We start from the raw sequence: 23,150 nt of genomic DNA, 5'->3' as shown, positions 1-23,150 counted from the left end.
GTCCTTAAAATGTTTCGAGCTTGAGATTGACGCGGCTGGCTGCACCCACGATGTGCTGGCGCATGACCTCTCGCGCTTTGAGTGGATTGCCCACCGCAATCGCATCGCGGATCGCTTGATGTTCTGCGATAGTGATTTCAACGATCTCTGCAAGCACGGCACGCGCGCGCGCAGCACGAATTGCCAGACTGATCCTCTCAGCTACAAAGCCCAGAACAAGCGGAAAATATTCATTATGAGTCGCAGCTGCGAGCGCACGGTGAAACGCAAGGTCGGCAGCGATCCCCTCGCTCGTCCATTTTTCTCGGCCAGTCATGTCGGCAAGAGCCGCGTCAAGCCGATGCATGTCTTCGGCTGTATGATGCACAGCGGCAAGGCCTGCTGCCTCAATCTCCAGTGCCATGCGAAGCTGAAACAGACTTTGAAAATGATCTTTGTCAGCAAGTGTTTCTGGTTCAATGCGGATTGATTGGCGACGGTCGGGTTCAGTGACGAATGCACCAACACCCTGACGCGTTTCGATCAATCCTTCATTACGCAACTGGGCAATCGCTTCACGGATGACCGAACGGCTAACGCCGAAGCTCTGTGCAAGATTGTGTTCGGTCGGCAGTTTTTGCCCAGGCAGAAAACTGCCTTCAGTTATCTGTCGCACAATCTCTGAAGCAATACGGGCCGGAAGTTGCTCGTTGCGCCTGATTTCACCGAACACGTTCCGCCTCCTTTTCTGTATTCCTTAGATCTGATTTGTCGTCAGTCCCGAACCAAGTCAAGCGAAAGCTGACATCCGGGATTCATGAGCGCACTTGGATCAAGAGCATGTTTAAGGCTTGATAAAAGAGCTTTTTTCACAGGATCGAGCCTCTTGTCGAAATCATCGCGCTTCAAGCGCCCGATGCCGTGTTCGGCACTGATGCTGCCAGCATAGCGATCAAGAACTGCATTGACCGTTTCTTTAGCGAGTTTGATTTTCTTACTCTTGATTGCGAGGTCGAGGTCGTTTGGCGGTATGTCATTCAGATGCACATTGCCGTCACCGACATGACCATAAGAAATCGCAAGGGACTCTGGCAAAACCGCCGAAAATTCTGCCTCTGCCTCCGCTAAGAATGCTGCGAGCTTTGATAGGGGTACAGAGATATCGGTGCGAAGGTGCTTACCACGCAATGCCTGACCTTCTATCATTCCTTCACGAAATTGCCAAAGGTTTTGCGCTTGTGCACGCGACGAAGTGATGGTGCCATCAAGCACAAGACCGCTTTCCAATGCTTCGCTCAAAAATGCTTCGATCAAGGCCGCAGTATCGACCGGACCCGAGCCTGAAATCTCCATCAACACATAAGCGGGATATTGCCCCAATGGAGCGACGAGATCCGGAATGGCCACTTGTGCAAGGGTAAATGCCATCGGCGGCATGAATTCAAAGGCTGGCATCAAATCGCAGCACTGAACGCCGCTCCACGATAGAGCGCAATCGCATCTTCGAGCGAATTGATCCCAAGCATCGCGGTTTCGACTTTGTCGGGCAAAGGGCATCAGTTTGATTGCAACAGCTGTAACAATACCGAAAATGCCTTCTGCACCAATAAACAGCTGCTTGAGATCAATACCGCGGTTATCTTTTCGCATAGTGGAAAGGCCATTGAAAACTGAGCCATCCGGCAAAACAACCTCAAGTCCTAACACCAATTCCCGCGTCATGGCGTAGCGCAGCACATTCACGCTACCAGCATTGGTGCTGACATTGCCACCAATACGGCAACTGCCCTGAGCTCCCAGCGCTAGCGGGAAAAACATGCCCTGCGACGCGAGCTGGCATTTCATTTCGAGGAGAACGCAGCCAGCTTCGACAATCGCTGAAAAATCATCAAGATCGACCTGGCGGATGCGATTCATACACTCAAGACTAAGAATAACCCGATCACTGTTACCATCAGATACACCGCCCTGAGGAATGGTTCCAAGTTCGAGCGCGCGGCACGCTTTAACTGCGAACGTGACCTCTTCTGTGCTCCGCGGACGCAACACGGCAACCGCCCTATGTTCTACGTCGCCGGAAAAATCCCGGCAGAAACGCTGCATCGCATCTGGATCAGTAAGCACGATACCAATGCCAAGCGCGCGTGCTTCAGCGAACCTTGCTGCTCCGTGTTCAATTCCATCACTTCCAACGACAACCGCTCTTCGCAGAAGAGGTTGACCTATGCGAAAAGCGGCAGTTGGGCGGTCTATTTCATCCCAATTGCGTTGTTCGACGCATAAAAGAGTTTTCAAATTTTGAATATATAGTTATCAGACAACCCTACAATATAATTTCGGAGGAGTTAGATTGTGAACTTTTCAGCACCAACGGAGATGACCCTCCTCTGATTTGGACATAGTCGCGCCTCCGCGCCGCAAACCATCCGATCGCATCTGAATGAACAAACCGGGAGGAATATCCGTGCAAGACAAGCATACTCTGAACTCGTCCATCATTTTGCCTGAAGACAGCGCGTCGGCAGTGCTCATTGGGCGCGTCTGGTCGAAGGCTGAAAATGGTCCCTGCCCAGTATTGGTTATAAATGGCCATGTGCATGATCTTTCCAGCCTTTCTGCAACCGTATCGGGTCTGCTGGAGCGCAGGGAGTTGGTGGGTGAGCTGAATGATATCAGCCGTTTTGCTAACCTTGGTGCGCTTGACGATTATCTTTCTGGCGAAAAGGGTGAATTGCTTGCGCCAATTGATCTTCAGTCTATTAAGGCTGCAGGTGTTACGTTCGCCGACAGTATGCTCGAACGTGTGATTGAAGAGCAGGCAAAGGGTGATCCAAGCCGTGCGCGTGAAGTACGCGACCGTCTTGCACCTGTCATCGGCGACAGTCTGCGCGGAGTAGCTGCAGGTTCTGAGAAGGCGGCACAGGTCAAGGCGTTGCTTCAGGAAATGGGCCTCTGGTCGCAGTATCTGGAAGTCGGCATTGGCCCGGATGCTGAAATCTTCACAAAGTCGCAGCCAATGTCTTCGATGGGTTGCGGTTCTACTGTCGGCATTCTGCCAATTTCACAATGGAACAATCCCGAGCCAGAAGTGGTGCTTGCTGTTGCATCTGACGGCCGTATCGTTGGCGCAACGCTTGGCAACGACGTCAATCTTCGTGACGTGGAAGGTCGCTCGGCACTTCTGCTCGGCAAAGCCAAGGACAACAACGCATCATGCGCCATTGGTCCATTTATCCGGCTCTTTGACGGCAATTTTACGATGGATGTTTTGCGTAAGCTCAAGCTGTCGCTGAAAGTAACAGGTACTGACGGCTTCGAAATGACCGGCGAAAGCCCCATGGAGGCGATCAGCCGGGATCCGGAAAACCTTGCCGGGCAGATGATGAACCGCAACCATCAGTATCCGGATGGCGCTGTTCTTTTCCTCGGCACCATGTTTGCACCGGTCAAAGATCGTCGGGGTGCTGGTCAAGGATTCACGCACGAAATCGGAGACAAGGTGGAGATTTCGACGCCTAAGCTTGGACGACTGGTCAACTGGGTCGATCGCACCGATAATTGCGCCGAATGGACTTTCGGTGTTCGCGCGCTGATCCAGAACCTGCAGAAGCGCAATCTACTAGACAGAATTTGATACTGAGAAAGGCCGCATATCATCAGATATCCGGCCTTTTTATTAGCTTAATGGAATGGCGTTGGCATCTTTGGAAGATTGGTAAGTGACTGACATTGCGTCATATTTTGTGCGAATAGCATCAAGTCGCTTTTCCAGCCGTGAGCGATCAGGCTCCGGAAGCGAAGCCACCATCTTCGGAAGAGAATGGCTGTGCCAGAAACTGTTGTCGCGATTGTATCCACCCGGCTCCAGGGTGAAGACTTCCTTGAGAATTTTCAGGTCATGTGGGATCGAAAAAGCATCGCGTGAATCTTCGTGGCTAAAGAGATAGTAGAAATTATCGAAACCACTCCAGGTTATCGCAGACAAGCACATGGAGCATGGCTCATGGGTGGAGAGGAAAACCATTTCCTTCGTATTCGGACGTCCCTGCTCAGGCATTTCATAGAAACGCTTCAAAGTATGGACTTCGCCGTGCCACAGCGGATTTTCGGTCTCATTATTAGTTTCGGCAAGCACCAGAGATAAGTCAGACTTGTTCAGTAGAGCTGCACCAAAGACCTTGTTGCCTTCTGCAACGCCCTGTTCCGTCAGGGGTATGATGTCTTTTTCGACTACCTCAATCAGTTTTTCGAGCAGTTTCAATTCATCCGGTGTCATAACCTCAACTCCCTTAGGCTAGAAAGAAAAACGCCGGGGTGTTGCCCCGGCGTTTCGTGTTATTCTGGGAAGAATGCGAAGCGGATCACAAATAGTGCCGCGACGATCCAGGTCGCCAAGTGAACTTCACGAGCCTTGCCCGTTACAGACTTCAGCACAACGTAGCTGATGAAGCCGAAAGCCAAACCGTTGGCGATAGAGTAGGTGAACGGAATGGACAGTGCCGTAAGAGCGGCTGGAGCTGCTTCCGTGATTTCGTCCCACTTGATTTCGGAGAGTTCGCGCATCATCAGACATGCGACATAGACAAGCGCCGGTGCCGTTGCATAGGCAGGTACAGAACCAGCCAGTGGCGAAATAAATAGCGCCGCGAGGAATAGAAGGGCGACGACGAGTGCCGTAAGACCTGTCCGACCACCAGCCTGAACCCCAGAAGCGCTTTCAACATAAGCAGTCGTGGAAGACGTACCGAGCAGGGAACCACCTAGAATTGCGGTGCTGTCTGCAAACAACGCTTTACCCAGACGATTTTGTTTGCCCGGCTCAATCAGACCGCCACGCTTGGCAACACCAATCAGCGTACCAGTCGCATCAAACACTTCGACCAGCACAAAAACCAGAATGACGTGCAGAATGCCTGTGTGCAAAGCGCCCATGATGTCGAGTTGCAGGAAAGTCGGCGCGAGGCTTGGAGGAGCGGAGAACACGCCACCAAACTGCGTAATGCCAAGCGAAATCGACGCAATGGTAACGACAAGAATACCGATCAGGATCGCACCGCGAACCTTGAGCGCATCGAGGGCTGCAATTATGAAGAAACCAGCAATCGCCAGAAGAGGACCAGCTTCGCGCAGATCGCCAAGACCGACGAGCGTTGCAGGATTATCAACGACAACGCCTGCGCTCTTCAAACCGATCAGCGCCAGGAACATACCGATACCGGCAGCAATCGCACTTCTTAGCGAATGCGGAATACCTTCAACCAGCCAACGCCGAATACCTGTCACCGTCAGGAACAGGAAGATGATACCCGAAATGAAGACCGCACCGAGTGCCTGCTGCCAGGAAAAACCCATGGCGCCAACAACGGTAAAGGCGAAGAAAGCATTGAGGCCCATGCCGGGTGCCATGCCGATTGGCCAATTGGCGACAAGCGCCATGACAATCGAACCAAGAGCTGCCGCAAGACAGGTGGCTACGAATACCGCATTGCGATCCATGCCCGTGGTGGACAGAATATCAGGATTGACGAAGATAATGTAAGACATCGTCAGGAAGGTGGTCACACCAGCGATCACTTCCGTTCTCACCGACGTGCCATGTTCCTGCAATTTGAACAGCTTTTCCAGCATGATCCCTCCAGGGCAAAAAGCGCGCATTGAAAGGCACCAATAAACAGCCGAGCGCAATTGCTTGCGACCAGCCGGTTGAAATCGGTGCAATCTGTTGCGATTGCCGTATTTGTTAGCCGCAGCCGCATTTACGCGAGCGGATTTGTTCCCCATACACCCAACGCGATCAAAAACACAGTTCTGCCGCAAGAATGCCTGTTTATTAACGTGATTTAGTTTGGACTGACTTTCAAAACTGCGCCAGTCACTTATTCAGGCTTTAATTTTTGAAAGAGCTTCAAAAATGGTAACTGTCTAAGTCACCACTCTCAAGTCAATATTTCGGATTAAACAATTACTTTCAATAGGATACCGGTTCCATACATGCCCAAAGCGAAAAATGTATGGGCAACAAGATTGAGGATACGGACATTTCGCGCATTTGGCAAACGCGATGCGGCCCAGCCGATTCCCAATCCTGGTTGAAGCAGAAACCACCCAGCTGCAACCGTCACAATGCCGAACATCCATGCGGGGAAGAAAATTGGGTTCGCAAACCATTCGGCGCCGCCATAGAGTGCAAAGACGATGCCATAAAGGATGCCCACGACATAATGGCCAAGCCAGCCCAGCGCAACTTCGTGCGCGTAAGGCTTGGATGCTGAGATATCGTCATGGAAGATCTGTCCGTCGCGCAAATGCCAGAACCAACGGCCAACGAGCCCCCAGTTGGGACGAGATTGCCCCGGAAACATCGATAGAACGAGGGCCCAGAGGTCCATCACGATCGTCGCACCAATTCCGATCAATATACCGTTGATGATGAGAGTAAGCATTGACGAGTCCTCTTGGCTTGGGCAGCCACATAACCGTGTAGCCACCCGACACGCAAGGAATATAATCCATCTGAATGCATGCTCGACATTAAGATAAAAACAGATATGTTTCGCATGAACACGCAGAATAGTTTTCGGTTTACAAGCCTCGATATCATTGCGGCGGCGAAGGTCAACAATTGATCATTGGCATCTTTGAGAAATCGCTTCCATCGCGAGCTTCCGCCCCTTTGAGACCGCGCAAAGGCGTCGCGATTGAAGCGACAGAACAATCGGAATCAATTTCAATTGCTGACCTTAGAGATGAGCGCACATAAATGCGAATAGATCTGCGGCATATAAGAATGGCGCTGGTTCTTTGAAAAATTCGGACTGCTCACAACCAATCAGCAGATCAAATTAAAACTATACTTATCAAAAACAAAAGCGCCGGGACTGGAGCACCGACGCTTTGTTACATTATTTCAATTTCACTTTCGGGGCGATCAATTATCAGCCGCACCATCAGTGATTACTTACCGAAAACTGCGCTCTGGATCTGCGACCGCGATACGCCGATATCGGAAAGAAGATGGTCGTCCATTGCACCTAGTTCACGAAGGGCGCGACGACGGGAAACGTACTGCTGGAATTTCTGACGAATGTTCATTTCTTTTCTCCTCGTTGGATGCCTCATAAATAGTCTTTTGCATAAAATTCCACCACGGATATGATTGCAAATGAGGCATGCATTTTCGGTAGAGCTCCTCTTCTTGAAAATGCCGCAATCGCCTACTGCATAGGGGATAGCGGCAACTCGATTTCTTGATTTTTTTACCAAATGTCTTTTGCAAAAGCCGCTTTAATCGATTAATCCGGTCAGCGGAGGAGATTATCTCTAGCCCCTTGCGGATATCACCATGCTTTACGGTATTTTTCTTGCGTTCGCGTCCTATGCTGCATTCGCGATAAGCGACGCCTGCGTCAAGTTCCTCGACGGCACATTATCGCCATATGAAATCGCTTTTTATGGTGCCATTTTGGGTGTGCTTGCCATACCGTTCATCAAGAAACCCGAAGATGAGTGGCTCGATATGTTTCGAACCACAAATATAAAGTTGTGGTTACTTCGCACACTTACCGCAGCTATGGGCGTAATCGGAAGCGTTGTCGCTTTCACACATCTTTCTATGGCTGAAGCTTTTGCGCTCATCTTTCTGCTCCCGGCCTTTGTCACGATCCTTTCTGTGCTCTTTCTAAAGGAGCAGGTCGGCTGGCGTCGTTGGTCAGCTGTGATTATCGGCTTTATCGGTGTGCTTGTTGTGCTGCGCCCGGGTTTTCGCGAACTCTCTATCGGTCATCTTGGCGCGTTGGGCGGCGGGCTTGGCGGCGCATTCAGCATCGTAATCTTTCGCGCAATGGGTAAGAAGGAAAAGCGTATCTCGCTTTATACCGCTGGCCTTATCGGCCCGATTCTTATCTGCGGCGCATTAATGATCCCGAGCTATCAGACACCTTCAGCCGTTCAATGGGGCTATCTCGCGGGATATGGACTGCTTGCAGCCCTTGCAAATATTCTCCTGATGCTGGCAGCACAGCGTGCACCGGCAAGCGCTATCGCCTCCCCGCAATACAGCCAGATGATCTGGGCAATTCTATTCGGCTATTTCATTTTCCATGACCATATCGATCTGCCGATGCTCATCGGCATTATCCTGATCACCATTTCCGGCCTGTTTACTTTCGTTCGCGAACGCCAGCGCGGTGTGGAAGGTCCGGCGGCAGTAGCGACTTCTGATCCATCACCCGCCTTGGCGGAAGAGAAATAGCCCAATCCTCTCAAAGGATTGATTATTATACGGCGATATCAAACCCGAAACTGGTTTTCAGTTTCGGGTGACGTGCTATAACGGCTCACGTTCATGTCCCGCCCACGCTTCTACCTGAAATTCCAACAGTCAATCAAAAGCGTCCTGCGCGGGATTTGGCACGACAACGAGATTGAAGAAGGATGAAGACGATGGCCGAGAAGCTGGCAATGTGGACCTATTACAAAGGCGAATGGCATGAAGGCGATGTTCGTATTCTTGGCGCTGCCTCCCACGCAACCTGGCTTGGTTCGCTCGTTTTCGACGGCGCTCGCCTTTTTGAAGGTGTAACACCTGATCTTGATCGCCACTCCGCGCGCGCAAATGATTCAGCGCGTGCGCTCGGTCTGGCACCAACGCTTGAGAGCAACGATATTGAAGCTTTGGCTCGCGAAGGCCTCAAAAAGTTCGAGCCCGGCACTGACGTATATATTCGTCCAATGTACTGGGCCGAAGAAGGCGATACCAGCACGGTTGCAGCCGCACCTGAATCGACAGATTTTGCGCTGTGTCTCGAAGCAATCCCTATGGTCGAGCCAAAAGGCTTTACCATCACGACAACATCTTTCCGTCGCCCTTATCTTGAAGTGATGCCCGTCAATGCCAAGGCCGCATGCCTTTATCCAAATAACGGCCGTATGCTACGCGAAGCAAAAGCTAAAGGCTTTCACAATGCCCTGGTTACAGACGTTCTCGGCAATGTTGCCGAAACTGCTACATCCAACGTCTTCATGGTGCGCGGTGGAGAAGTGTTCACGCCAGTTCCGAATGGTACCTTCCTCAATGGCATTACGCGTCAGCGCGTGATCGGACTGCTCCGCCATGCAGGCGTCAGCGTTCATGAAACCACGCTCTCGGTGCAGGATTTCCGCGAAGCAGACGAAATCTTCTCTACTGGCAATTTGAGCAAGGTTGTACCGATCATCGGTTTTGATGAACGTAAACTCGAGTATGGCGCTATAGCCAAGCGCGCGCGTTCGCTCTACTGGGAATGGGCGCATAGCTGATAAATACAGCTTTAACCATCGTTTGATTCCAATAACGGTTACTGCCTGAATGCTTGAGCATACCCCTTTGTTTATGACAGTAGCCGTTGTTGCAGCCTTTCTGGTGGGCTTATCAAAAGGTGGTTTACCATCTGTCGGCACACTTTCAGTACCACTGATGGCGTTGGTGATCTCACCTGTAACGGCAGCAGCGCTTCTGCTGCCGATCTATGTCGTAAGCGACATGTTCGGTCTCTATCTCTACCGTCATCATTTTTCGAAGCGTAATCTGGCGATCCTGACGCCAGCCGCGATTGTTGGCATCGGCCTTGGCTGGTTCTTCAGTTCGCACCTTTCAAGCACGTTCATTGGAATGCTGGTGGGGCTTGTCGGTCTCTTCTTCTGCTTCAATGTCTGGTTTGGCGCAAAGTACCGCCGTCAGGCGCGCAAAGCCGATATTCCCCGTGGCACCTTCTGGGGAATCATCACCGGTCTTACCAGCTTCGTTTCGCATTCCGGCGCACCACCATTTCAAATGTATGTCCTGCCGCAACATCTCGAAAAGCTGGTCTTCGCAGGCACTTCGACCATTCTTTTTGCAATCGTCAATTCGGTTAAGCTCATCCCTTACTGGCAGTTGCAGCAGTTTTCCAATCTCGACTGGTCACTCGGTCTCTGGCTTTTGCCTGCCGCTATTATCGGTACGTTCGTTGGCGCAAAGCTCACACGCATCATGCCAGATGGCCCGTTTTTTCTTTTGGTGCAGCTCACGCTTTTCGGTCTTTCAATCAAGCTGATCGCCGACTGGGTTCTGCCATTCCTCTCGGCCTGACGGGCACTTGCCAGCCGCATTTGCATAAGCCACTCTGCCCGTGAGGGAGGATGCGGGTATGAAAAATGCGGATGCGATCATAATTGGTGCGGGCCTTGCCGGGCTTGTGGCAGCACATGAACTGACAAGTGCTGGCAGAAAGGTCATTCTACTTGAGCAGGAAGGCGAAAATTCGATCGGCGGACAGGCCTTCTGGTCGCTCGGCGGCCTATTCATGGTGGATAGCCCCGAACAACGACGTCTTGGCATAAAAGATAATCTCGACCTCGCCCGCCAGGATTGGCTCGGATCTGCACAATTTGATCGCCCGGAGGATCATTGGCCGAAACAATGGGCAGAAGCCTATCTGCAATTTGCAGCGGGCGAGATGCGTTCCTGGCTGCACAGTCTAGGTATGCGATGGTTTCCAGTCGTTGGCTGGGCAGAGCGCGGTGGTGGACAGGCCCATGGCCATGGCAATTCGGTTCCACGTTTTCATGTAACGTGGGGAACAGGGCCAGGCGTGTTGGCTCCTTTTGAGCGCCTTATGCGAGAAGCAATCTCTAGCGGCCTGCTGACACTCAAATGCCGCCATCGCGTCAATGAGATTGTAACAACCAATGGGCGAACAAGCGGCGTGCGCGGTGATATCTTGACGCAATCGACCGTCGAGCGCGGGCAATCATCATCACGCGATGTTGAGGGCCAGTTCGAGCTTACAGCCAATTGCGTGATTGTCACCTCGGGCGGCATTGGCGGCGATCCAGAACGTGTTCGCAAGGCATGGCCGCGTGATCGCCTTGGCAATCCACCTCAGAATATGGTGCTTGGCGTACCTGCGCATGTGGATGGGCGCGGCATAGACATCGCCCTCGCCGCTGGCGGGCATGTGATCAATGGTGACCGCATGTGGCACTATACGGAGGGGCTCCGAAACTGGAATCCGATATGGCCCAATCACGGCATTCGTATTCTTCCGGGACCATCATCCATGTGGTTCGACGCGGAAGGCAACAGGATGCCCTCACCTTGCCTCCCCGGCTTCGATACACTCGGCACCTTGAAGCACATCCTCGCAACGGGGCATGAATATTCGTGGTTCATACTGACCGAAAAAATCATTCGCAAAGAATTCTCGCTTTCCGGTTCTGAACAAAACCCCGACCTGACCGGCAAAGACTGGAAACTGCTTATCAAAAGCAGACTAGGCAAAGCCCCGCCCCCGCCAGTCAAAGCATTCATTGATCATGGCGAGGATTTCGTCACGGCGAAGAGTCTTGACGAGCTTGTGGCCAAGATGAACAAGCTAACCGACAGCGAGCTGCTGGATGCAACACATATCCGCAACCAGATTGAAGCACGCGACCGGGAAGTCAGCAATCGCTACTCCAAGGACGCGCAAATCATGGCCATCCACAATGCGCGATCCTATATTGGCGACAAGCTGACCCGCGCTGTCCCACTTCATGCTTTGCTTGATCCAGCCAATGGTCCACTGATTGCAGTCAAACTTAATATTTTGACCCGGAAAACGCTGGGCGGACTGCATACTGACATTAACGCAGCGGTTTTGGACAAGAACGCCGCGCCGGTAGCTGGCCTTTATGCAGCTGGCGAAGCAGCAGGCTTTGGCGGCGGCGGTTATCATGGCTATAATGCGCTAGAAGGAACTTTCCTTGGTGGCTGCATCTTTTCTGGACGAACAGCGGGACGTGCTGCGGCAAAGATGCTCTGATGGTTCACCTGTGACGGAACCAGAACCACCAACCCTGCGTTCGTTAAACAATGACGTCATGGAGGCAAATCACTATGGTTGAACTGGTCAACAATATCGAAAACATCGAATTCATTATCGCCAAGGCGCGCGAATATGATGTGCAGGTTCCGGCGGTCGATGAAAACCCTGGTTCCAATGCTTCCGATGACGGCGATATCGATATTCTCGATGCTTCGCTTGATAATCCGACGCGCAAGGAGCTTGTCGCCGCAATTCGTTCTCTGAATGAAGACGAGAAGGTTGAGTTGTTGGCTTTAGTCTGGGTTGGTCGCGGGGATTTTAGCGCTGAAGAATGGGATGACGCTCTTGCGACCGCAAGTGATCGTCACAATGGACGCGAAGCGAAGTACCTGCTCGGCATACCGCTCTTGGGCGACTACATAGAAGAAGGTTTGGAAACGCTCGGCATCGAGTTTGAAGCCTACGATAATGAATAAGAAAAATTGATGTTTCCATTGATCGTTGTGTTTTGACGGCGTCGTAGCTGGCGGTTAGTCTGCGCGGCAACTAGGGAAAACGGGTGGTTCGCCACCTTGAAGATAAAATTCAAAGCATTGGAGGATTTCATCATGCTTCAGAAAAATCTGGATCAGAAAACGGATTTCTATATCGACGGTGCATGGCGGTCCCCGCTTGAAGCAAAGACCATAGAAGTCATCAATCCAGCCAATGAGAAGCCTTATGCAGCGATTTCTGCTGGCTCTTCAGCGGATATTGATCTCGCTGTTGCTGCAGCGCGCAAAGCGTTTCCTTCTTGGAGCGAAACGCCTGCTGAAGAACGTATTGGCTATCTGCGCCGAATTGTTGAAATCTACGAGCGTCGCCTTGAAGAAATGGCCCATGCTATTTCCAAGGAAATGGGAGCTCCAATCAAGCTTGCGCGCGAATCCCAGGCTGCCGCCGGTCTCTCGCATACCAAGGCTTTCATCGCTGCTTTTGAGAATTTCGAATTCGAAGAAATTCTATCGCCAAAGCATCCTAATCAGGCCATTTTGCATGAACCCATCGGCGTTTGCGGACTGATTACGCCATGGAACTGGCCGATGAATCAGATCGCACTCAAGGTTATCCCCGCTCTTGCTGTTGGTTGCACGGTCGTACTCAAGCCATCCGAAATTGCACCAATGTCGGCAATGCTTTTCGCCGAATTCGTCGATGAAGCCGGTCTGCCGAAAGGCGTATTCAACCTCGTCAACGGCGAAGGTCCAGTCGTTGGCGAAGCAATGTCACAGCATCCTGACATCGACATGATGTCATTTACAGGTTCGACCCGTGCTGGATCTGCAGTCTCGCGTGCAGCGGCTGCGACCGTCAAGCGCGTTTCGCTGGAACTCGGCGGCAAGTCACCAAATATCGTTTTTGCTGATAGTGATCTGGAAAAGGCAATCGAACGTGGTGTGAACCATTGCTTTGAAAACACCGGTCAGTCCTGCAATGCGCCAACACGTATGCTCGTTGAACGATCGATCTATGAACAGGCAGTCGAATTTGCCAAGAAGACTGCCGCCAAAACCGCAGTCGATGACCCGTCCAAGGATGGTGAACATATTGGCCCGCTGTCGTCATCAATCCAGTTCGAAAAGGTGCAGGCGCTGATCCAGAAGGGTATTGATGAAGGTGCGCGTCTCGTTGCAGGTGGCATCGGTCGACCCGATGGCATCTCCGAAGGTGATTTCGTCAAGCCGACCATCTTCGCCGATGTAAACAACGAAATGACTATTGCACGGGAAGAAATCTTCGGACCGGTGCTGGCGATGATCCCCTTTGATACGGAAGAGGAGGCCATCGCTATCGCCAATGATACGCCATATGGCCTGGCTGCCTATATTCAGACAGGCAGCCCGGATCGCGCAAAACGCGTGGCGCGTAAACTCCGCGCTGGCATGATCCAGATCAACGGAACTGCGCGTGCGCCAGGTAGCCCGTTTGGCGGCTACAAGCAATCCGGCAATGGTCGCGAAGGCGGCAAGTGGGGTCTGGAAGACTTCATGGAAGTCAAGCTGATCAGCGGCTGAGCGCAACGAATATGTCGAAATGAAAGCGCCGGGTTTCCGGCGCTTTTTTCCTTGTCCTGCCAGCTACTATAGGCGCCTATCGGTCACAAGGTATTCTAGGTATCGCATCGGTTGCGTGTGTCGACGACTACACACCAATTAACCGTCAAGTAGGCTATCCGTAAACTCATCCCAGCTTCAGGCTTGCGAGCCTTGGAAAACACTGGAGATCTTGATAGGCGTGCAACATCCGGATGCGGACGCAGTCGCCGTTTCAGATTGTTCTTCCTACTTCACGCAACCACGTATTTCTTGGATGATCCTTCACGCTGCTGCAATCTGCCGGACCACATCCATCTCATATATGATAAGGCCACGACATACCTTTAGTATTTTATGAGCATATCGTGATAAAATACTGTAATATATCGCATATACCGCTTCGTATTTTTATAGAAAATACCTCCTTGTCTTTACTTAATTCAGATCAGCGGCGAATGCATACCCTCTTGATAGGCTATACAGCATATTTCAAACAGCGCTCTAATGTACTTACACCACTGCCTTAGCGACCAAGGATTCCGTGAATAATTCCCTTGCCTGAACGCAACGACACATCTTGCAGAACCTGACCAGCTTTATGTTCATTGGTCCTTATCAGCAATCGCACTTCGACGGCTGGCGGTGTCGATCCGGATTTGCTCCACTTCAGCCGCCGATGTAGACAACAAAACAGAAGATTGCGCGCACACACCCACAGGCAATCAGTGTTGATGGCGTGCTTTCCAAAGTTCTTCCGCCTTTTTGTAAAACTGTCCGTAACTATCATTCTCCGCTTTGACGACAGTCATGAGCGCCATTGCTGTAGACGCGATTATCGTAAGCTCTGCACGCTCATCAATCGCGGCACCCGACCAGACGGCGAGCCAGTATTCGAATGAAGACAGGCTGGAATGTTTGTCGGTTCCTGCTTTCGACAAGGTTGGCAATGTGAGATCTATTTTCTGTCCGCCGAGCCATCTAAAAACCGTATGCGCATGGTGAGGCACCAGCTCCGCCACATCGCGGCTCGTCGACACAACCGAAACAGACTGCAAATCCAAGAGCGCCGCTGCATCGCGATGCAGCTCACGATAGGTCGGTTGAGTAACGCCAAGGAACGATGCGGAGAGCTTCATGGGGTTAAGCAGATGCGCAAGGCTGTTGATCGAAGATCTCGAGTGAAACAGAGGATAAAGCGAGAGCAGCGCGTGAACCTGCGGTGCAAAACCAGCTAATGGCATGAAACAGATGCCATGCGCTTGCAAAGCACTTTCAGCCAAAGATAGTGAACCTGTAACCGGGATGTTGACGGATTCTGCCGCAAGCTCCAGCTTTCCGGAAAGCTCGCCAGTTCCGCAATTGCCATGCAATACGACGGGATAGCCCGCGCGTGCAACAAGGATCGCCGCCAACATAAACCATGGAGACTGATGCGAATTCGGTGAAAGATATGCAGGCCAATCGAGTGCTGGTCCACCTAATTCAGCCTTTGTCGAGTAGTATTTTCGAGCTGCATTAGCCATCCCGGCAAGTTCAGGCGCCGTTTCACCTCGATAATGAATAAGTCTCAATAAAGCACTGATTTGCATAGGGTCTGCCTCACCCGCAAATATCGTGGTGAAAGCATCTTCTGCTTCGAACATTTCGAGTGGGCGCGTGTGACCAACCTTGCGTCCCGTGATCGCAATATATTTTGCAAGCCGCCGGACAGGGTCATTCTCATCCTGAATATTGGCAAATTGTGCTGCAAGCTGTTCAGGTGTCGGATGGTTTTCGAGCTCTACCACTTTACGAATACCAAGCGGCGGAGGCGCAATGATAGCGCTTGCCCTCTCCCAGCCCTGTTTTCTTTTGCAATGCGTTTCCACTGCATCCCTGCCATCGAAGCTCATAAGCGCTTCAGCTTCATTGGCCAGTCTGCGCAAACGGCCACGTAAAGCTTCAGCTTTTGGGGTTGCAATCATGTTGCGACCAGAACGAACGAGGATCGGGTCGTCGAACTTCTCTCGGATTTGTCCAAGTAGCCGGCTCATGGCCGCAATACTCAAACCCATTTGTTTTGCAGCGCCACCGACACTGCCTTCCACAAGAAGTGAATCCAGTGCAATGAGCAATCTCAGTTGCCCCAGTTTCAGGCTCTCGCCCGCCACTTTCTCAACCTCTGCCTGCGTTTTCATTCGCTTGCCCGACATTGCTCCGACATCCGTTCAGTTGCGTTTTCTGGAACTTGGAACTGTTATAAATCATGATGATTGACGTCACGTTATTGCCATACATAAGGAGAGCTGAAAACTCAACTTTAAGGGTGATATTTATGACCAGCTTGTTTCGGGGATTGCGTACCAATGGTTCGCAGAACAGGCAATTGGCCAGCGGATCGTTTTTTGCAAAAGCCATTCTTGCGGGCACATGCCTTTCGACAGCACTCATTCTAAGCAGTGTAGCTTCTTTCGCACAGACCGCGACCAACGCGGAAGAAGAAGCCGCGAAAAAGAAACAGGCTGGAACCCAGGCGACCGAACAAGTAAACGCGGCCGGTGGTATCACGCTCAATCAGATCGTTGTTTCGGCGACGGGTTTCGAGCAGAACATCACCGATGCGCCAGCGAGCATTTCGGTTGTCCCGGGTGAAGAACTTGAGAAAGGCTCTTATCGCGATCTCGGCGATGCATTGCGCGACGTTCAAGGTGTTGCTGTGACGGGGGCTGCAGCAGAACGTGATATCTTTATTCGCGGACTTCCGGGAACCTACACGCTGATCCTCGTTGACGGAAAGCGTCAAAGCACGCGTGATGCGCGCACCAACGGCAACTCCGGTTTTGAACAGAGCTTCCTGCCGCCAGCCAACGCTATTGAACGCATCGAAGTTATTCGTGGCCCGATGTCATCGCTTTATGGTTCCGACGCCATGGGTGGGGTGATCAACGTCATCACCAAGAAGGTTTCGGACAAGTGGAGCGGTTCGCTGAGCTTCGACACCACGGTTCAGCAGCACTCGAAGTTTGGTAATTCGCTACAGGGCTCATACTACATGACCGGCCCTCTCGTTCCCAATTTGGTTGGCGTGCAGCTGTGGGGGCGCGGTCTCAAGCGTCAGGAAGACAAGATCATCAGCGGAACGCCTGAGCAACGCGATATCGATATCACCGGTCGCGTGACGATTACGCCGAACGCCGATCACGACATCGTTTTTGAAGCTGGCAAGACGCGCTTGCGCCGCGATTCATCGGTTGGAAACACGATCAACCCTGTAGCCACCGGCAGCACCGCACCGCTCGACACTTATAATATGAACGACCGAAACCACTGGTCGATCAGTCACACAGGCCGCTGGGGTCCAACAACTTCCGAATTCTCTTTCATGCAGGAAACTGCTCAGAGAACAAACTTTACCTGGAACAATGCTCGCGGTGATTTTGTAGAAAGCCTGCGTTCACCGCATATCCGCAACTCTACACTGGACGGCAAGTTCACCACGCCGTTCGAGCTTTATGGCAACCACACGCTTGTAACGGGCGGTCAGTTCATCGAGGGCACCCTGACAGATCAGAATCCGGGCCGTCGTACAGGCTTGGACGAAGAGTTTACGATCAAGCAGTGGGCGCTTTTCGCTGAAGATGAATGGTGGATCACTCCAGACTTCGCGCTAACCGGCGGCCTGCGCATGGATCACCACGAAATCTATGGTTCGCATTGGAGCCCTCGCGGCTATGCAGTCTGGCACGCCACGGATCAACTGACCCTTAAGGGCGGCATTTCAACCGGCTTCCGCGCACCTGAGATTCGCACTATTGCACCTGGTTATGCTTACACGACTGGCGGCGGCAACTGTACCTATGGCCCGACTGGAAACTGCGGCGTCATTATCGGTGATCCAAACCTTCAGCCCGAAAAGAGCACCAGCTATGAAGCCAGTGCACTGTGGGACAACCAGCAGGGTCTGCGTCTCGGTGCGACCTACTTCTACACCGATTTTAAAGACAAGATCGCCAGCAACATTCAGTATGACCCAATCACAGGTCAGCCACTGCGCTGGGCCCAGGACCCGAACTACGTTCTCTATTACAGCTACAACATCGATGAAGCTACAATTCAGGGTGTAGAACTGACGGCAGATTGGGAAGCGACTGACACGATTAAGCTCCGCGGTAGCTATACTTATACCGACTCAGAACAGAAGACCGGCGAATACGCAGGTCTGCCTCTGGCTCGTACGCCAAAGCACATGGCAAACATCCGTGCAGATTGGGAAACGCCAGTCGACGGTCTGACTGCCTGGGCGGCTGGTAACTATCACGGCCCTGAAATCAATGCTGGTCTGCGTATCGGTACCGTGGGTGAGCCATATGCCTATAACAGCAGAGGTCAGGTCATCGCCCGAAAATATAAGGGCTATGCCACTTTCGACCTGGGTGGCTCCTATGAATTCAGCGAGAATGTCACGCTCAATGCTGCCGTCTACAACATATTCGACAAAAAGGTCACAGTGGACGAAATCAACAACGTGGTTGAAGGCCGTCGTCTCTGGCTCGGCATGACGTCACGTTTCTAACGCACATTATGACGCCAGCTGATTTTAGGGCTGGCGTCATTTCTTTATGGAATGGATGCTCTCGTGAGCCAGACAAAGAACTTAGTCTTAAAGGTATGCCTCATGTTCGGATGCATTCTCGTGAACGCCTCCGCACATGCCGGAAAGCCACAAGTCGACTCCTTTGATTTGCAGGCGAACGGCATCGACTATCGAATCTTCGTGGCTGCACCCGCTGAAAAAGCGCCTGCCAGTGGCTTTCCCGTTGTCTATATGAGTGATGGCAACCGGATGTTGCCAATCGCAGCCAAACTGATGGAAGATAGTCCTCGGCTCAACGCGGTGTTTGTCGGCATCGGTTATCCAACCGAAGACAAGGACGAAATTGTCCGCCTACGCTACTTCGACCTTACGCCTCCGACACCAGACGAGTTGATCCCTGTTCAGACCAATATTCCGAAAACTGGCGGTCGTGACGCGTTTTTCGATTTTATTGATCATCAGGTAAAAGCCGAAGTCGAAAAGCGTTTTGCTATCGACAAAAACAAGCAGGCTCTTTTCGGGCATTCGCTGGGTGGCCTTTTCACGCTTTATGCGCTCTTCAATCATCCGGATTCATTTCAGACTTATGCCGCCGCAGACCCATCGATCTGGTGGAATGGACGCTCGATTCTCACCGACAAGGATCGGTTTGTGGAGGCATTCAAAGCCGATCCGAAACCGATGCGGCTGCTTGTTGAATCATCCGGCAAGCGCGGCGAACGCCCAGGTCAGTCAAAAGAAGATACTGAGCGTCTGAAGAAGCTGCGCGGCGGACCTTCGGGTGCAGACATTCAGACCGAGTTGAAACAACTTCCGGGCTTTGAGGTCGCCTATCGTCGCTTCGACAACGAAAGCCATGGTTCGATGATACCGCTTACGGTCGAAGATAGCTTGAAATTCATCCTGCTCAATGAGAGCCCAGACGAACAAAACAACTGAATTGTGGTCTTCCGGCTTTGACTGGAAGAAAACCGGACTATAAAGCACAAGATTGACGAAAGGATTGAACGCCATGCTGAAAATCAGCCGACATTTTTCCCGTCTGTTTGGCGCAGCACTTGTTGCCACAGCCCTTGCCTCCGGCGCGAACGCTGCTGATGTGGCAGTCAAACACGCCCAAGGCGAAACAACGGTTGCGACAAATCCTGAAAAAGTCGTGGTGTTCGATTTTGCAACGCTCGACAATCTTGATCGCCTTGGCGTGAAGATCATCGGTGTTCCTGGCAGCATAGCTTTCCCGGAATATCTCAAGAAATACGACGGCGCAGATTACACGAAAGTCGGCACGCTTTTTGAACCTGACTATGAAGCGGTCAATGCAGCCGAACCAGACCTGATCATTGTCGGCGGTCGCTCGGCTGCAAAATATGGTGAGCTCGCAAAGATTGCATCGACCATCGATCTGACTGTTCCAGCCAAGGAATTCATTTCCGGAACCGAAGCCAATATCGAAAAGCTGGGCCAGATTTTTGGCAAGGAAACCGAAGCCAAGGCTGAAGTCGACAAGCTCAATAGCGAACTCGCAGCACTGAAAGAAAAGACCAAGGGCAAAGGCAAAGGCCTGATGATCCTGACGTCCGGCGGTAAAATCAGCGCCTATGGTCCGGGTTCACGCTTCGGCGTATTGCATGACAGCTTCGGCGTTGAACCCGCAGCACCCGATCTTTCTGTTGGCAATCATGGCCAGCCAGTCAGCTCAGAATTCATTCTTGAAACCAATCCGGATTGGCTTTTCGTGCTCGACCGCGATGCAGCCATCGGTCGTGAAGGCACCTCTGCCAAACAATTGCTCGATAATGAACTCGTGCGTCAGACCAACGCCTGGAAGAACGATCAGGTCGTCTATCTGAACGCGCAGAACTGGTATCTCGTTGGCGGTGGCCTGGGTGCACTGCACAACACGATCCAGCAGCTTTCAGCGGCTTTTGACAAAGCGAAATAATATCTTCTGACCCAGTCATTTCGGGCCGCACAATTTGTGGCCCGATTTCATGACAAGGCAAGAGAACAGGAATTAAGCGTGAAGGCACTCGCCGCAGCTATCGTTGTTGTCGTCATACTGGCTTTTATCAGCCTGTTTATCGGCGTCAGCGATGTATCGCTCACTACACTGTTTGGCGCAAATAGCACCGATCGGGCGGCAGAAGTTATGTTGGTCAGCCGGATACCTCGTACGCTAGCAATCATTCTTGCCGGCATGTCGATGGCTGTGGCCGGAATGATCATGCAGATGCTGACACGCAATCGTTTTGTTGAGCCATCGACAGCCGGAACCGTTGAATCTGCAAGCCTCGGCATTCTGCTTGTCATTCTGTTCGCACCTGACACACCAGTTTTCGGCAAGATGCTGGTAGCATCCGTTACGGCCCTTGCTGGTACAGCCCTTTTTCTGCGCATCCTGCGCAGCATTCCGTTGCGTTCGGTACTGGTGGTGCCGCTTGTCGGCATCATGCTGGGCGGCGTAATCAGCGCCGTGACGACCTTCATCGCCTATCGTTATGATCTGCTGCAAGCGCTCAATTCGTGGACAACCGGCGACTTTTCGGGCGTGCTGCGCGGTCGTTATGAGTTGCTGTATCTTTCATTCGCCCTCACCGTCATCGCATATATTGCCGCTGATCGTTTCACAGTCGCTGGCATGGGCGAAGATTTCACGACTAACCTCGGTCTCAACTATCGCCGCGTCGTGACCCTCGGGCTTGTGATCGTGTCTATGGTCAGCGCCAGCGTGGTTGTGACGGTTGGAATGATCCCTTTTCTGGGCCTCATCGTACCAAATGTGGTCAGCATGTTCATTGGCGATAATATGCGCCGCGCTGTGCCATGGGTGGCCGTGCTTGGCGCTGGACTGGTGCTAGCCTGCGATATCGTCGGGCGCCTCATCCGTTTTCCCTATGAAATCCCCATCGGCACGATGATGGGCGTCGTCGGCAGCGCGATCTTCCTCTATCTGCTTTTGCGTCGGGGATCACGCCTTGCTTAAACGTCCCTGCTTCGTCATCACACTTCTTTCGATCCTCGTCATTATTTCCTGCGCAGCCTTCATGACACTGGGAGCCAAGGGCAGTTGGTCATTCATTTTGACTTTCCGCGGCACCAAGCTTGCGGCAATGGTGCTGGTTGCCTATTCGATTGCTGTCTCGACAGTGCTGTTTCAAACTGTCACCAACAACCGCATTCTCACTCCCTCCATCATGGGGTTTGATGCGCTTTATATTCTGATCCAGACTTTGGCAGTTTTCGCCTTTGGCGCTATCCATGTGAACGGGGTCGGTCCAAATGGCCGCTTCTTCGCCGAGACGGCAATCATGGTGGTCTTTGCCAGCACACTTTATGCTTGGCTGTTTTCAGGTGCGGCACGCAGCCTGCATCTGGTCATGCTTGTCGGCATTGTGTTCGGTGTCTTCTTCCGAAGCCTCTCCAACCTCATGCAACGCATGATCGACCCGAATGAATTCGCCGTGCTTCAGGACCGTTTCTTTGCAAGCTTCAACAGCGTCAACGCGGATATTCTGTTGCTCGCAGCAATTATCGTGGCAGTGGTCACGCTTTACGGCCTGCGTTTTCTCAATGTCTTTGATGTTTTATCGCTGGGACGCGATCCGGCAATCAATCTGGGCGTCGATCATAGCCGCGTTGTGCATCGCATTCTGCTGATCGTCACGATCCTTGTTTCCGTCTCAACCGCACTCGTTGGCCCTATCACCTTCTTCGGCCTGCTTGTCGCCAATCTGGCTTACATGATTGCTGGTTCATCCAAGCATCGTATCGTGCTGCCTATTGCTGTATTGCTCGCAATCCTATGCATTGTCGGCGGACAAACCATTCTTGAGCGCGTTTTCTCGTTCAATACTGCGCTCAGTGTCATCATCGAGTTTCTGGGCGGGCTCGTCTTTATCATCCTTCTCGTCAGGGGAAACGCACGTTGATCGAAATAAACCAGGTCAGTAAATCCTATAGAGATGCGATCGTCGTTGATGATGTGACGCTGCAATTGCCCGCACGTGGCATAACGTCGATCATCGGACCGAATGGTGCTGGAAAGTCCACCTTGCTTTCCATGGTCAGCCGCCTACTTCCCATGTGTAAAGGCCGCATTACCGTCGATGGGCTGGATGTATCGACCACGTCGGGTGATGTGCTGGCAAAACGACTTTCGATCTTAAGGCAGGACAATGCCATTAACTCGCGCCTCACAGTGCGCGATTTGGTGACTTTCGGGCGTTATCCGCATTCCAAGGGCCGCCCAACACGCGAAGATCTCGACCACGTTGATCAGGCAATCGGCTATCTCGAACTTGAAGAGCTAGGCAACCGTTTTCTCGATGAGCTTTCGGGCGGACAGCGCCAGCGCGCTTTCGTGGCGATGGTTCTCTGCCAGAACACAGATTACGTTCTGCTGGATGAACCGCTCAACAATCTCGACATGAAGCACTCCGCTTCGATGATGAAACTGCTGCGGCGGGCGGCAAATGAACTGGGCAAGACAGTCGTGCTGGTGCTGCACGACATCAATTTCGCATCCTGCTATTCCGACCATATCGTTGCGATGCGCAAGGGCAAGGTCGTCCATCAGGGATCACCGGAAGAACTCATTCAACCGGATATTCTGCGCGATATTTACGAGATGGAGATTGCCGTCGAAATGATCGGCGGCAATCGCATTGGCATTTACTATCTTTAGAGCGCCGATCCGAT

General features: G+C 52.1%; 19 protein-coding genes and 1 pseudogene. 13 read left to right on the top strand and 7 right to left on the bottom strand.

From position 1 onward, the window contains the following. Positions 1-4: 4 nt before the first annotated feature. Both QSJ70_RS04925 and QSJ70_RS04920 read right to left on the bottom strand, forming a co-directional pair. Positions 5-712 (bottom strand): FadR/GntR family transcriptional regulator, encoded by a 708-nt coding sequence (locus QSJ70_RS04925; RefSeq protein WP_285535030.1) that lies wholly within the window; start codon positions 710-712, stop codon positions 5-7. Positions 713-753: 41 nt separating this feature from the next. Further along, positions 754-2,157 (bottom strand): annotated as a pseudogene (locus QSJ70_RS04920) (FAD-binding oxidoreductase). 286 nt (positions 2,158-2,443) lie between these two features. On the opposite strand from QSJ70_RS04920, the gene QSJ70_RS04915 reads away from it, so the two are divergent. Beyond that, positions 2,444-3,613 (top strand): fumarylacetoacetate hydrolase family protein, encoded by a 1,170-nt coding sequence (locus QSJ70_RS04915; protein ID WP_285535029.1) that lies wholly within the window; start codon positions 2,444-2,446, stop codon positions 3,611-3,613. Between the two features lie 42 nt (positions 3,614-3,655). Here QSJ70_RS04915 and QSJ70_RS04910 read toward each other — a convergent pair whose 3' ends face one another. The 4 genes from QSJ70_RS04910 to QSJ70_RS04895 all read right to left on the bottom strand — a co-directional run bounded on the left by QSJ70_RS04910 (position 3,656) and on the right by QSJ70_RS04895 (position 7,071). Continuing rightward, positions 3,656-4,255 carry a deaminase gene (locus tag QSJ70_RS04910; protein ID WP_215776726.1) on the bottom strand — a complete coding sequence of 200 codons (600 nt, stop codon included), beginning with the start codon at positions 4,253-4,255 and terminating at the stop codon, positions 3,656-3,658. 59 nt (positions 4,256-4,314) lie between these two features. Continuing rightward, on the bottom strand, positions 4,315-5,607 hold the full coding sequence (locus tag QSJ70_RS04905) for an NCS2 family permease (protein WP_215776727.1): 1,293 nt from the start codon (positions 5,605-5,607) through the stop codon (positions 4,315-4,317). Positions 5,608-5,933: 326 nt separating this feature from the next. Further along, positions 5,934-6,422, bottom strand: a complete 489-nt coding sequence (locus QSJ70_RS04900; protein ID WP_285535028.1) for a DUF2938 domain-containing protein — start codon at positions 6,420-6,422, stop codon at positions 5,934-5,936. Positions 6,423-6,933: 511 nt separating this feature from the next. Then, positions 6,934-7,071, bottom strand: coding sequence for a DUF1127 domain-containing protein (locus QSJ70_RS04895; RefSeq protein ID WP_215776731.1), 138 nt, complete (start codon positions 7,069-7,071; stop codon positions 6,934-6,936). 250 nt (positions 7,072-7,321) lie between these two features. Between QSJ70_RS04895 and QSJ70_RS04890 the strand changes: the two genes are divergently transcribed. The 6 genes from QSJ70_RS04890 to QSJ70_RS04865 all read left to right on the top strand — a co-directional run bounded on the left by QSJ70_RS04890 (position 7,322) and on the right by QSJ70_RS04865 (position 13,858). Then, entirely contained in the window at positions 7,322-8,230 is a 909-nt protein-coding gene (locus QSJ70_RS04890; RefSeq protein ID WP_215776733.1) for a DMT family transporter, read from the top strand. 191 nt (positions 8,231-8,421) lie between these two features. Then, the gene (locus tag QSJ70_RS04885; RefSeq protein ID WP_215776734.1) at positions 8,422-9,276 is read left to right on the top strand and encodes a branched-chain amino acid aminotransferase; all 855 of its coding nucleotides are present in this window, start codon (positions 8,422-8,424) and stop codon (positions 9,274-9,276) included. 49 nt (positions 9,277-9,325) lie between these two features. Next, positions 9,326-10,087 carry a sulfite exporter TauE/SafE family protein gene (locus tag QSJ70_RS04880; RefSeq protein WP_285535027.1) on the top strand — a complete coding sequence of 254 codons (762 nt, stop codon included), beginning with the start codon at positions 9,326-9,328 and terminating at the stop codon, positions 10,085-10,087. Positions 10,088-10,145: 58 nt separating this feature from the next. Beyond that, positions 10,146-11,801: an FAD-binding dehydrogenase gene (locus QSJ70_RS04875; RefSeq protein ID WP_285535026.1), complete on the top strand. Its 1,656-nt coding sequence runs from the start codon at positions 10,146-10,148 to the stop codon at positions 11,799-11,801. Positions 11,802-11,875: 74 nt separating this feature from the next. Then, the gene (locus QSJ70_RS04870; protein ID WP_215776740.1) at positions 11,876-12,280 is read left to right on the top strand and encodes a DUF3775 domain-containing protein; all 405 of its coding nucleotides are present in this window, start codon (positions 11,876-11,878) and stop codon (positions 12,278-12,280) included. Positions 12,281-12,412: 132 nt separating this feature from the next. Further along, entirely contained in the window at positions 12,413-13,858 is a 1,446-nt protein-coding gene (locus QSJ70_RS04865; protein WP_215776741.1) for an aldehyde dehydrogenase family protein, read from the top strand. 743 nt (positions 13,859-14,601) lie between these two features. Here the strand turns inward: QSJ70_RS04865 and QSJ70_RS04860 are convergent. Then, positions 14,602-16,071: a glycosyl transferase family protein gene (locus tag QSJ70_RS04860; RefSeq protein WP_215776742.1), complete on the bottom strand. Its 1,470-nt coding sequence runs from the start codon at positions 16,069-16,071 to the stop codon at positions 14,602-14,604. A 122-nt stretch (positions 16,072-16,193) separates the two neighbouring features. Here QSJ70_RS04860 and QSJ70_RS04855 point away from each other — a divergent pair, with 122 nt between their 5' ends. From QSJ70_RS04855 to QSJ70_RS04830, 6 genes are all read left to right on the top strand, one after another. Next, positions 16,194-18,431, top strand: a complete 2,238-nt coding sequence (locus QSJ70_RS04855) for a TonB-dependent receptor domain-containing protein (protein WP_252349050.1) — start codon at positions 16,194-16,196, stop codon at positions 18,429-18,431. A 102-nt stretch (positions 18,432-18,533) separates the two neighbouring features. Beyond that, the gene (locus tag QSJ70_RS04850; protein WP_285535025.1) at positions 18,534-19,391 is read left to right on the top strand and encodes an alpha/beta hydrolase; all 858 of its coding nucleotides are present in this window, start codon (positions 18,534-18,536) and stop codon (positions 19,389-19,391) included. Between the two features lie 73 nt (positions 19,392-19,464). Then, on the top strand, positions 19,465-20,394 hold the full coding sequence (locus tag QSJ70_RS04845) for a siderophore ABC transporter substrate-binding protein (protein ID WP_215776746.1): 930 nt from the start codon (positions 19,465-19,467) through the stop codon (positions 20,392-20,394). 78 nt (positions 20,395-20,472) lie between these two features. Continuing rightward, positions 20,473-21,435: an ABC transporter permease gene (locus QSJ70_RS04840; RefSeq protein ID WP_285535024.1), complete on the top strand. Its 963-nt coding sequence runs from the start codon at positions 20,473-20,475 to the stop codon at positions 21,433-21,435. After that, positions 21,428-22,381 (top strand): iron chelate uptake ABC transporter family permease subunit, encoded by a 954-nt coding sequence (locus QSJ70_RS04835; protein ID WP_285535023.1) that lies wholly within the window; start codon positions 21,428-21,430, stop codon positions 22,379-22,381. Before QSJ70_RS04840 ends, QSJ70_RS04835 begins: the two co-directional genes overlap by 8 nt. Beyond that, positions 22,378-23,136: an iron ABC transporter ATP-binding protein gene (locus QSJ70_RS04830; protein WP_215776751.1), complete on the top strand. Its 759-nt coding sequence runs from the start codon at positions 22,378-22,380 to the stop codon at positions 23,134-23,136. The genes QSJ70_RS04835 and QSJ70_RS04830 overlap by 4 nt, the downstream gene beginning before the upstream one ends. Positions 23,137-23,150: the final 14 nt, after the last annotated feature.

It is taken from the genome of Brucella sp. NBRC 12950 (genome assembly GCF_030268145.1).
Taxonomy (GTDB): domain Bacteria; phylum Pseudomonadota; class Alphaproteobacteria; order Rhizobiales; family Rhizobiaceae; genus Brucella.
Note: the sequence above shows the minus strand (reverse complement) of the source record. Positions and strands in the feature narration are given on the sequence as shown.